The organism is Mucilaginibacter dorajii (assembly GCF_024808255.1).
GTDB classification, from domain to species: domain Bacteria; phylum Bacteroidota; class Bacteroidia; order Sphingobacteriales; family Sphingobacteriaceae; genus Mucilaginibacter; species Mucilaginibacter dorajii.
On the sequence record NZ_JANTYS010000012.1, the window covers coordinates 122,883 to 134,673 of the forward strand.

Here is an 11,791-nt window from a genome sequence, read left to right on the forward strand (position 1 = left end):
TAATAGCGCTATGGTACAATTAAGCCATCTTTCATCGTAACGGTACGATCTGATAAGTTGGCAAGATCTTCATTATGGGTAACAATTACAAAGGTTTGATTAAAATCTTTCCGCAACTTAATGAAAAGTTCATGTAATTCCAGCGCGTTTACCGAATCGAGGTTACCCGATGGCTCGTCGGCAAATATCAGCGCAGGATTATTGATCAATGCCCTTGCCACGGCAACCCGCTGCTGCTCGCCGCCCGAAAGCTGGTTGGGTTTGTGGGTCAATCTATCGGCCAATCCCAACAGTTCAAGCAGCTCTTTAGCCTTCTTTTCGGCATCCGATTTGGATACACCAGCAATAAAGGCCGGGATACAAACATTTTCGATGGCTGTAAACTCGGCTAATAAATGGTGAAACTGGAAGATAAAACCAATTTTACGGTTCCTGAAATCGCTCAGGTTTTTATTATTAAGACCGCTTAGCTCAATATCATCAATATATAGCTGCCCAGAATCGGGCCTGTCCAGTGTACCCAAAATGTTAAGTAACGAACTTTTACCCGCGCCGGATGCGCCGATGATGGTCACAATTTCGCCGCGTTTAACTTCAAGGTCAACCCCCTTAAGTATTTGCAGCTGCCCGTATGATTTAAAGATAGATTTTGCCTTCAGCATAGCACAAAGTTAATATTTTGCCTGTATTTATCGGGCGGATGACAATTTCCGCATAAGACCTTAGCTTCGCTAAAAATATTACTCTTTCTGCAACGAAATATGCAAAGCAAGTGTCTATTATATAGTCAATACCAACAACCCATCATGAAAAGATCAATAAGCACATTTTGTTTACTATTTATACTTGCATCGGCTTTTGCACAGGAACAAAAGCTACAACAGATCATCGCCGATCAGTATATTTCGGGCATTCAGCTGGTGCATATTAAAAACAATAAAACCCAGGTTTTTAATATTGGCAACATCACCAAAGCGGGTAAAAAGGTAACATCAAACACCATATTTGAAGCGGCCTCACTAAGTAAATGCGTTTTTGCCTACACAGTATTGCGTCTGTATGACCGTGGTGTTTTAAGCCTTGATACGCCACTATTACATTATTATAAAGAGCATTACATTCGCTTCGATGCCGACCCACGCTACGAAAAAATCACCGCCCGTATGGTACTAAGCCACCGTACTGGCCTGCCCAACTGGGGCGACGATAAAGGAGCCAAACTCTTCTTTACACCCGACAGCACTTTCTCCTACTCGGGCGAAGGCTTTGTTTTTTTGCAGCGCGTGGTCGAAAAACTAACCAATAAGCCACTACAGGAATTAGCGCAACAGGAAGTTTTTATTCCCCTAAAAATGGAGAATAGTAATTACTTATGGGTAGATAAATACGATTCGGTAGCCGCGTTTGGCAATAGTACAGATATAGTTAATCGCCATAAAAACCCCATTTCGGCATATAGTTTACTGACCAATGCGCATGATTATAGTCTTTTTGTGCAGGCGCTCTCGGCAGGCGTAGGCTTAAAACCTGCTACCAAGCAATTGATGTTTCAAAAAGCCAGCGAAGGCAACTGGTTTAACCACGATATGACCGATGCCAACCCGCACATTGGCTGGGGACTTGGCGTTGGCGTGCAGGATAACGAATTGGGCCATGCCATATGGCATTGGGGCGATAACGGCGATTTTAAAGCCTTTTTTATCGCCTACCCCGATAGGCACGAAAGCCTGGTATATTTTGTTTACAACAACGCCGGCCTAAACATTACCGCCGATATTTTAGACGTTTTTTTGGGCAAACAAACCTGGTGGACAACCAAATGGCTTGGCTACGGTTTTAAAAAACCGGCAGAAATGAAAGCCTTCCGTGCCCAACTCCCTAAATATGGTTATGACCATGCTGCCGACGTCGTTGAAAAAGAAAAGAAAAAGAACCCCGCCTATCAATTACCTGAAGACGACCTGAACGACTTTGGTTTTATGCTGATGCGTAACGAACAAAAAACCGAGGCTCTTGAGATCTTCAAGCTCAACCTAAGTCTGTACCCCAACAGCGCCAATGGTTACGACAGCCTTGCCGAAGCCTACGAAGCCTTAGGCCAAAAAGAACCCGCCATTAAAAACTTTAAACGCTCACTGGAGCTAAACCCTAAAAATGATTACGCTGCCGGGCAGATTAAAAAGTTGGAAGCGGACGGTGGGAAATAAACGAATTTGAATACTCCTCATTCGTTCTGTATGTTGTAGACGACTCACCCGGCCGACGCTGCGCTGGGCCGCCCTCTCTCCGGCTGAAGTCGCAAAGAGGGCTGGAAAAAGCAAAATAAAACCCGCCCCTCTATGCGATGCACTCGAAGAGAGGGAAAGACGGGCGCAGCCGGGGTAAGTCGTCACCGATTAGTTTCCACCATAAAATCAAAGTCCTTTATCTTTTGTCCTTCCATCTTTGCTCCCTTATCAAAGTCTTTTATCCATTATCCTTCCATCCTTGCTCCCAGACAATTCCCGATAAAAAACGTAATTTAGGGGCAATGAGGCAAAAGCTACCTATTGATAAGATCACCACACCGGTAAACAAGTTTATTCACCAGGAGCATAACAGTGGTATTGTGCTTTTTATCAGTGTACTGGCGGCTATCATTTGGGTAAACTCACCTTTTGAGCACTCCTATCATCAACTGTGGGACCTTAAGCTTTCCATGGGCATTGGCAGCCACGTGCTTAACCATTCCCTGCACCTATGGATCAACGACGGACTGATGGCCGTATTTTTCTTTGTGATAGGCCTTGAGTTGAAACGGGAATTTATGGCCGGCGAACTTTCTACCGTCAAAAAAGCATCCCTGCCTATGGTAGCCGCTTTGGGCGGTATGCTGGTGCCCGCTATCATTTACTTTTTTATCAATAAAGGGACCGAATCTGAACATGGCTGGGGCATCCCCATGGCTACAGATATAGCGTTCGCCCTGGCTTTACTATCATTGGCGGGCAAGCGTATCCCATCATCAGTAAAAGTATTCTTATCGGCATTGGCCGTAGCCGATGACCTTGGCGCTGTACTCGTCATCGCCATATTTTACAGCTCACATATCGACCTCGTACCACTCACCATAGGAATCTGGCTTTTGGTGATCCTGCTGATAGGCAATAAAATGGGCGTGCGCAGTATCATCTTTTACCTGGTGATAGGCTTCGCGGTTTGGGTAGCGTTTTTACTCTCGGGCGTGCATGCCACCATAGCAGGTGTATTAGTTGCATTTACTATTCCTGCCCGCACCCGCATCAACGAGAAAAGCTATGCCGATAGCCTGCGCAAGCTGCTGTTTGATTTTGAAGAACAGATCCCCAATAACAGCACCCTTACCACACCGGGACAGCACCACACCATCGAAAAAATAAAAGAACTAAGCACCGATGCCGAAACGCCATTGCAAAAGGTAGAATATGCACTGCATCCCTGGGTTGCCTTTGTGGTAATGCCTCTTTTCGCCCTGGCTAATGCCGGCATCCTTATTGGTGCTAACTTTTTTTCATCGCTGCTTAACCCGGTAAGTATGGGCGTTGCTATTGGCCTGCTGGCTGGTAAATTCATCGGCGTGTTACTGGCCACCTGGCTTATGGTAAAATTTGGCACGCCGCTGCCCGCAAAATCAAACTGGAAACAAATCACTGGTGTAGCGTTGCTGGCCGGCGTAGGGTTTACCATGTCACTGTTTATTTCTGGGCTGGCCTTTAGTCACCCAGAGATGGTTGACCAGGCTAAGTATGGTATTTTATTGGCTTCGTTGCTGGCCGGGATATTGGGCGTAGTTGTATTGAAGAAGGCCTAAACATAACGTAATATTTTTCTGTGGCGACGCATATTTGCGTCTCCCGTTATACAGGACGGATTTGTCTGAACCCGAATTTTCAGATTTTTGTCTGAACCATGATTTTTCGGATTAAAGGATTGACAGGATTTTGCCTCATGTCTTTAAAAATCCTGTTAATCTAAAGAATCTGTTCAATCCCGGTTCAGAAAAAATCTTGATACTAACTACTTGATACTAAAAACTGGCTTGCCATATACCCCCAACCCCGTTAACCTGTTTTGGAACATGGTTTGCCCGCTGTTAAAAAACTTTACAAAATCATCGGCGCTTGCCTGGCCGGGATAGGGTACGTAATAATGATGATCGTTCCCGTTGCGCCAGGCCATTACGTAGGATATTTTGTGGCGACTTAGGGTTGGCAATAAAACGCTTGTCCACCAGTCGGGCTGTGGAATTTCTACATAGCCGGTTTCGGGCAGGCAGGCCCGTTTGTGGTGACTGGTAGCTATGGCATCTATGATACTTAGGCGTTTATCCAACCTGGTTTGATAAACGTTTACACTTTGGGTACAGTAGTTGTCAAATCCTATAAAATCAACATAATCATCGCCGGGGTAACGTTCCATAAATTCGGCCTCAGAATCAAAATCGGCCACCGAATATACGATGAGTAAATTATGCAGCTTTTTGGTATTGCGCAGGTAATCAACGGTAAATTGCCAAAGGGCAATTAATTCATCGGGCGTATTTTGCTTTTTGCCCCACCAAAACCAGCTCCCTGTAAGCTCATGAAAAGGACGAAACAATATGGGGATAGCCTCGCCATCAGGGCCTTTCAATTCTTTGAGGTAAGCGGCAGCCCTATCTAAATAGGTAATGTACGCGTCATGATACGCGCCACCTGCAACAAGGGTTTTCGGTGTGTTTTTGGTAGTATCCCAGGCGGTTTTGCCGTTAGCAGGGTTATCCATATGCCAACAAAAGGTATTGATACCCCCGCGGTTGTAGGCATCTTTTACCAGTTGCTTTTGTAACTGAAAAGGTATGCTGTTGATGTCGTGGATGCTATCATGCTCAATTTTAGCCAGGTCCCAGCCATAAATGGCCGGATATGATCCGGTAACACTCTTCACGTCAGACCGGTCGGCATCATAACGCCAGCCTACACCGTAGGCCGTATCATCATGATGACCAAACAGCACACCTGCCCCAACCAGGCGCTGCATGCTGTAATACAGGGCGCGTGTTTCTGGCGTAGCCATTTTATCTGCCGGCGCGTATAATTGTGCTTTTGTTGTCAATCCCGAAATCATCAGTACAAATGCTATTGCGTATTTACTCATTTTATGTTTTTCCCTGTGCTATGCATACGTTCCAATTTCCTCCCTCGGGAGCTACCGTGTGTACACATCTTATGAATATTATCATTAACAAAAACGTTGTCATTTCGAACGAACCTGAGGGGAATTGTGCGCCGGAGTGAGGAGAAATCTTGTACGACAGGCCATGTTTGCTTGTCGCTTGTACAAGATTTCTTCCTCGCACCACGCTCATACCCCACCTTCGCTCCGTCGAAATGACATATTCTGTTAGTTGGAAAGATGTGTGCACTCAGTAGACGGGGCGAAGTCCCTTAACCTAATGACATTGCCATCTTCGCAAGGAAGGAATCGCGCAAACCCATTGCTTTTTTTTCCAATCAAAATTTAACAAGTCTTAACATTACAACGCTATGCGCCGCCAATGTTTGTTTAAATTCTTTTTTAGTGGTGCCAATATCCTTTTTAGTCCATACATCGTGCAGTTTGTAGGTAGTTTTGGCAAAATCTACGCTCAGTTTACCGGCCTCATTGCTGATAGCGTGTTCCTGCCATTTATAAACAACATCCTTTGCCACTGCCGAACGGTTTAAAAAGCATATTGCTACTTCGTTATTGGCCAGTGGTTTGGCCCAAATCTCCAGGCTATCGACCTGGTAAACGCGCGTGGCGGCAATGCCCAAAACATCCTGGTCAATAGCGATAGCTTCTTTATTAGTCAGGATTGATTGTGTTTGGGGCGACATATGGCGCAGATCGTTACCGGCCGCCAGCGGGGCAGCCAACATACACCATAAGGAAAAGTGCGCTTTATCCTCATTAAAACTCATCCCATTTCCTACTTCCAGCATATCCGGATCGTTCCAATGGTTGGGGCCGTTGTATTTAGCAATATTTACCTGCTTATCTACAATCGACATCACACTTAATGCCGACCAACTGCCATAGTTTTTGTTTTTATCAAAGCTGGCTGTGATATCTCCTGTGGTACGGTATAATTCGCCAACGCCACCTGCCCAAAGCCAGGGCTGGTGATTACCCCACTCGCATAAGCTAAATACAATAAATCTGCCGCTTGCTTTTAAGGCCTGGCTCATGGTAATATACGCCTCGCGGGCATTCAGGCTATCGGTATTACACCAATCGTACTTTAAAAAGTCGACACCAAAAGAGGCGTACAAACGGGCGTCCTGGTACTCGTGCCCACGGCTGCCCGGGTAACCGGCGCAGGTTTTATTGCCCGCGCAGTTGTAAATGCCAAACTTAAGTCCTTTGGAGTGTACATAGTCAGCAAAGGCTTTCATGCCGTTAGGAAACTTCTTGGGGTCGGGTACAAGGTCGCCATTTTTATCACGTTCCATGGTCATCCAGCCATCATCCAGCACAAAATATTGGTAACCGGCATCGCGCATGCCCGATGATACATAGGCATCAACCATTCCCTTCAGCAAAGGTTCGTCGATTTTGGTTTGAAAAGTATTCCATGTATTCCAGCCCATGGGTGGCGTTGGTGCCAGGTTACCGGCCTTAGCGATTTGTTCTTTTGCTATCGCAACGGGTGCTGCGCCATCGGCAGTTTGGGCGGATAATCTGGCGCATGTTGACACGGTGATCAACACGGTAATGACGATGTGTTTGTATAAACTGGTTTTCATATGGTTATATTAGGTTTATTCATTTTATTCCGATGTCATGCTGAACTTGTTTCAGCATCCCACTCGCCAAGTATACATCATGCGGGTCACCCGTCCTGTGGGGGTCCCGAAACAGGTTCGCGATTGCTTCCGTTTTATAACTTGTCATAGGTAGTAACGAAGCAATCTCATGCTCTACAGGGCCGATTTGTAAAGTTCGCGATTGCTTCATTCCTACCCATGACGTTTTATAAAAAACGTTTGTCATCCTTCACGTAGTGAAGGATCTTCTTCACTATAAAAGTCGGCGATGAGCAGGGCGAAGAAGATCCTTCGTTCCTCAGGATGACAAATCTTTTACGTCATTTTCACCTTCAGAGGCCGCCGGATTTTACAACTCGCAATGACATAGCGATATTCTCATCTGCACTATCATTCCAAACTTATTTTCATCCTGCTATCCGTTTTATAATTTCAATACAAGCCCGGCTATTATGATAGGGGCATTTCCACAGCCCAACCTTGTCCTCGCCCGGCATTATGCTGCCATCGGCAAGTATCCCCCAAAACCATTCCCCGTTTTGGTGATCTACTATTTTATTTTTCACAAAAGCCCAGCTGGCAATAGATAACTCCAGGTATTTTTGATTGCCGCTGATTTGCCAGGCGTTAAAAAAACCAACCATGGCCTCAGCCTGTACCCACCAGTGTTTTTCTTTAATAAGATGATTATCGGCGGGTTCGTACTCATACCATAAACCTCCATCGGTGTCTAAACCTTCAACTGTAGTGTCGGCAATTTTAACACAGATCCCTTTTATATGGCCCACCCGTTCAGCATCCTTTATAACTTCGGCAGCTTCCAGCAAAAGCCAGGTGGCCTCAATATCGTGCCCGTAAGAAACCGTGTTTGATTTTGGGTTCCACTCCTCATCAAAAAACAGAATGAGGTGATTGTTTTTGGCATCTATAAAATGATCGCAAAAGTTATCTATCAGCGTTTCTACCTGTTTTTTCAGTCCCGCATCCTGCCAAATACGGTACAGGTTGGTGTAGGCTTCCAGTACGTGCAGGTGGGTATTCATGGTTTTCTTTTCATTGGCATCTTTGGCACTCAGGCGTAAATCGCTTATGGGTTGCCAATCGCGGGTAAAAGCTTCCATGTAACCTATTTTATCGGGATCAAAGCTTTTATCAACCAGTAAATGATACAGGCTGATGGCCAGTTCTTTTGCCGCCGTTAACCCCGAGGCTATGTAATACTCACTCAAAGCGTAAATAGTAAACGCGCTGGCGTAAACCTGCTTTTTGGTATCCAGCTTATTCCCCTCAAAATCAACCGACCAATATACCCCGCCAAATTCGGCATCAATAAAATACTTAACAATATACTCATAAGCCCTGTGAGTCATCGCCAGGCTCTCTGTATCGGGCTTTAAATTATATGCAGCCGAGAAGCTCCACAGTATCCGCGCGTTTAAAACCGCCCCCTTGGGCGCATTGGCAGTAACCTGGTTATCATTATCAATTCTTCCTAAAAAGCCGGCGTTTACGTTATCGGGCGTATATTTTTTCCAATAGGTAATGATGTGATCCAGTTCGGTAGTAAGCTCAGCTTTGTAAAGCTGCAGGGCTTCCTCATTCCCTCTTGAGAGTGGGCTTGATGACAGGGGTGTGTTATCCGGCATGCTTTATTTAACTGTTTTATAACGTGGTATAAACTAAAATTTGCTTAACGTAAATATGCTATTGGGTAATTGATAGAGGCATATAACTTAAACCTTGCAATTGGCTCTGTACACTGGCAAAGACTCACCCCGGCAACGCTTCGCTGGCCGACCCTCTCTCCGGCAAGCCGCAAAGAGGGTAAAAATTCCTGATGCCCTCTTTGCAACGCAGTCGGAGAGAGGGCGGTCGGGCGTAGCCTCGACCGGGTGAGTCGTTCCCTTGGTTGGTTTACACTATTTCTTATCGGCTACCGCTAAGCTCCCTGCAAGCTATTATTTCTATTCACAATACCATAAACCGTATCCACCGAAGTTGACGACCTAAAACCATCGGCTGGGGTGTTCATTACATAATCAATTAATTTTTCAACGGTGGTTGTAGCCACGTGCATCCGTGTATCTGATGAAGCGTAATAGATGAACACCTTACCATCTTCATCGGCAATCCAGCCGTTACAAAACACCACGTTAGATACATCCCCTACCCGTTCTTCACCTTCGGGTGCCAGGAAGTAGCCACCCGGTTTGTGGGTAACTTTGGTCAATTCATGCAGATCGGTCATAAACATGTATAGTACGTAACGCAAGCCGGCCGCCGTGTTGCGTACGCCATGCGCCAGGTGCAGCCAGCCTTTACCTGTTTTTATGGGCGTTGGACCCTGGCCGTTTTTGGCTTCATAAACGGTGTGGTAGTTTTTATTGTCGATGATGGTTTCCTGGTCAATAACGGCATTTTCCATGGTATCAGTTAAGCCAAAACCGATTCCGCCCCCTGTACCTGCGCTGATAAAACCATCCTGCGGACGGGTATAAAGTGCATACCTGCCATCCACAAACTCGGGGTGCAGCACCACGTTACGTTGTTGGGGTGAATTGGTTTTTAAATCGGGCAGGCGTTCCCATTGCACCAGATCCTTAGTACGGGCAATTCCGCAGGCGGCAATGGCCATGGATTGATCATACGCGGGCGCTTCAGAGTCGCGCCTTTCGGTACAGAACAGGCCGTAGATCCAGCCATCCTCATGCAGCGTTAAACGCATATCGTATACGTTGGTATCGGGTTCATGGGTTTGTGGCAGGTTTATGGGGTACTCCCAAAAAGTAAAGTTGCTGATGCCGTCCGGGCTTTCGGCTACGGCGAAGAATGATTTGCGGTCGCCCCCCTCAACCCGCACCACCATGATATACTTGCCATTAAATTTAATAGCGCCTGCATTAAAAGCGGCGTTAATGCCAAAGCGCTCCATCAGGTATGGGTTCGTATTGGCATCCAGATCATACCGCCATTTTACCGGGGCGTGGGCAGCAGTTAGCACAGGATTTACGTAACGATCGTAAACGCCATTGCCTGTACCGGCTATTTGATTGGGCTTAGTAAGCAGTTGTTGCTGTTCTTGTTGCAGCGAAGTAAGCCTTTGTTTAAAGTGAGCGCTCATATATTTATCGCGTATCGTAATCAATAATCTTTTAATTTATTCCACCAGGTTTTTTTGAGCACCGTCATCAGCACTACTAACAGGGCAATGGTTACCATAAGCGGCATTTTTTGCTGTAGGATGAGGTACATGGGCAATATGGTGAGGCATAGCTGCACAATGGTACCGATCACCACATTGAACATATTGAGCTTAAAGTTTTTGTTGGGGGTAAAGTTGGCATCATCGGCCATCACCAGTTTTTTAACCGGTTCCCAAAAACCCCATGGGCGTACAGTGCTGTAAAAGGATTTGAGCACAGCCATATCTGTCGGTTCGCTTGCGTAAGTACCAATTACTGAACCGGCCAGCGAAATGCCAAACAACACCGGGAACCAATACAATAACTCGCCCGAAGGGATAAACAGCGAAAACACCAGGGAAGAACCGATACCGGCCAGCATTCCCCAGAAAAAACCATTGGCGTTAAAGCGCCACCAATGCCATTTTAATACGTTTGATGCCACATAACCGCCATAAAGCGCGGATACTATCCATTGCAGCACGCTGTTTACATCCTTTACAAAAAAGCCAAGGATAACGCCTATAGCCACCACCAACACCCCTACCAGGTAATTCATGGCGATAACTTTACGCGTAGAGGCCTCGGGGTTAACATATTTAATATAAATATCGTTTACGATATAGGCCTGCGCCGCGTTCATGGTGCCGCTAAAGGTGCTCATAAATGCGCCAAGCAAACCGGCCAGCAATAAGCCCACCAGGCCAACGGGCAAAAAGTTATTGATAACCGCAGGTAGTATGCGTTCAAAATCAATAGCTCCAGTGGCATCTTTCAGGTTCATTTCGTGGTAATACAGCAAACCCAAAACGGTTAAGCTTACAATAAGCGAGTAGCGGATGGGCAGCAAAATGATGTTCACAAAGCCGCTCATTTTACTGGCTTCCTCTGGCGAGCGGGTGGACAATATCTTTTGCATGTCGTAATTGGGTGCCGGCCCGGCCAGCGCCGCGAAAAAGCCCTTAAAGGTCATCATCATAAAAAACAACCCGAAGAGCGAGTAGCCGTCATCCTTTATTTTTTGATTCACTTCGTTGATGATGCCCGACCAGCTAAGGCCCAAGCTTTTGCCAAAAAACGGGCTGTACCAGCCATCAGGTACGTTAAGGTAATGCCCGGTTAGTTTATTGGCGGCTATAAAACCTATCCATATACAGGCCACACTCATGATGCCATACTTAATCATATCGCCTAACACGATGCTGTGCATGCCACCCAAAATGGAATAAAACATAGCAAACAGGGTGAACACAATGCCGTACACATGCGGCACGTATTGAGGGGCTATGTTGAAAGGCGCGTATCCTTTTACCAAATCCCATGGGATAAAGATTTCGATGAACTTACCCAGCCCTATAAAGCCATAAGCAAGGAAACCAAAACAACTCAGCAACGCGAAAGCGATCACCACAATGTGCGACGGACCAACTCCTGCACCGGTTTTACCAAAACGTGAGGCCAGCCATTCGGCACCTGTCGCGGCATTTGAGCGGCGAAGCCAGCGCGAAAGGTACATCATCAAAAACACCTGGTTAAACACAGGCCACAGCCAGGGAATCCAGATGCTTTTCATACCGTACACAAAACACAGGCTCACCATCCACATGGTGCCGCTAATGTCAAACATGTCTGACGCGTCGCTAAGCCCAAGTTTATACCATGGCAGGGATTTACCGCCAAGCATGTAGCTCTCCTTGTTTTCGCGGGCCTTTTTACGGTACCATAAGCCTATAAAAATGGTGCTCAACAGGTACAAAACGATAATGGCGATATCGAGCAGGTGTAACTTCATTTAGTTTATTT

8 protein-coding genes are annotated in these 11,791 nt (G+C 46.1%); 2 read left to right on the forward strand and 6 right to left on the reverse strand.

What is annotated here, in order from left to right; all coding sequences use genetic code 11:
- Positions 1-8: 8 nt before the first annotated feature.
- Positions 9-662: an ABC transporter ATP-binding protein gene (locus FHS10_RS17140; RefSeq protein WP_259092796.1), complete on the reverse strand. Its 654-nt coding sequence runs from the start codon at positions 660-662 to the stop codon at positions 9-11.
- Positions 663-806: 144 nt separating this feature from the next.
- Between FHS10_RS17140 and FHS10_RS17145 the strand changes: the two genes are divergently transcribed.
- Together FHS10_RS17145 and nhaA are read left to right on the forward strand one after the other, a co-directional pair.
- Complete coding sequence (locus FHS10_RS17145) at positions 807-2,207, forward strand: serine hydrolase (RefSeq protein ID WP_259092799.1); 1,401 nt, start codon at positions 807-809, stop codon at positions 2,205-2,207.
- A gap of 323 nt (positions 2,208-2,530) precedes the next feature.
- A complete protein-coding gene (gene nhaA, locus FHS10_RS17150) occupies positions 2,531-3,829 on the forward strand; it encodes a Na+/H+ antiporter NhaA (protein ID WP_259092801.1) in 1,299 nt (432 codons plus the stop codon).
- A gap of 206 nt (positions 3,830-4,035) precedes the next feature.
- On the opposite strand, the gene FHS10_RS17155 is transcribed toward nhaA, so the two are convergent.
- From FHS10_RS17155 to FHS10_RS17175, 5 genes are all read right to left on the reverse strand, one after another.
- Positions 4,036-5,154: a glycoside hydrolase family 26 protein gene (locus FHS10_RS17155; protein ID WP_259092803.1), complete on the reverse strand. Its 1,119-nt coding sequence runs from the start codon at positions 5,152-5,154 to the stop codon at positions 4,036-4,038.
- Positions 5,155-5,510: 356 nt separating this feature from the next.
- Positions 5,511-6,785: a glycoside hydrolase family 27 protein gene (locus tag FHS10_RS17160; protein WP_259092804.1), complete on the reverse strand. Its 1,275-nt coding sequence runs from the start codon at positions 6,783-6,785 to the stop codon at positions 5,511-5,513.
- A 428-nt stretch (positions 6,786-7,213) separates the two neighbouring features.
- A complete protein-coding gene (locus FHS10_RS17165) occupies positions 7,214-8,452 on the reverse strand; it encodes an AGE family epimerase/isomerase (RefSeq protein WP_259092806.1) in 1,239 nt (412 codons plus the stop codon).
- Between the two features lie 293 nt (positions 8,453-8,745).
- Positions 8,746-9,927 carry a glycoside hydrolase family 130 protein gene (locus FHS10_RS17170; RefSeq protein WP_259092808.1) on the reverse strand — a complete coding sequence of 394 codons (1,182 nt, stop codon included), beginning with the start codon at positions 9,925-9,927 and terminating at the stop codon, positions 8,746-8,748.
- Between the two features lie 20 nt (positions 9,928-9,947).
- A complete protein-coding gene (locus FHS10_RS17175) occupies positions 9,948-11,780 on the reverse strand; it encodes a sodium:solute symporter family protein (protein ID WP_259092809.1) in 1,833 nt (610 codons plus the stop codon).
- Positions 11,781-11,791 lie beyond the last annotated feature (11 nt).

What these genes read in the sequence shown, in the direction of transcription:
- FHS10_RS17160 (WP_259092804.1), bottom strand. Translation starts at nt 6,785, where the DNA reads ATGAAAACCAGTTTATACAAACACATCGTCATTACCGTGTTGATCACC.
- FHS10_RS17140 (WP_259092796.1), bottom strand. Translation starts at nt 662, where the DNA reads ATGCTGAAGGCAAAATCTATCTTTAAATCATACGGGCAGCTGCAAATA.
- nhaA (WP_259092801.1), top strand. Translation starts at nt 2,531, where the DNA reads ATGAGGCAAAAGCTACCTATTGATAAGATCACCACACCGGTAAACAAG.
- FHS10_RS17170 (WP_259092808.1), bottom strand. Translation starts at nt 9,927, where the DNA reads ATGAGCGCTCACTTTAAACAAAGGCTTACTTCGCTGCAACAAGAACAG.
- FHS10_RS17155 (WP_259092803.1), bottom strand. Translation starts at nt 5,154, where the DNA reads ATGAGTAAATACGCAATAGCATTTGTACTGATGATTTCGGGATTGACA.
- FHS10_RS17165 (WP_259092806.1), bottom strand. Translation starts at nt 8,452, where the DNA reads ATGCCGGATAACACACCCCTGTCATCAAGCCCACTCTCAAGAGGGAAT.
- FHS10_RS17175 (WP_259092809.1), bottom strand. Translation starts at nt 11,780, where the DNA reads ATGAAGTTACACCTGCTCGATATCGCCATTATCGTTTTGTACCTGTTG.
- FHS10_RS17145 (WP_259092799.1), top strand. Translation starts at nt 807, where the DNA reads ATGAAAAGATCAATAAGCACATTTTGTTTACTATTTATACTTGCATCG.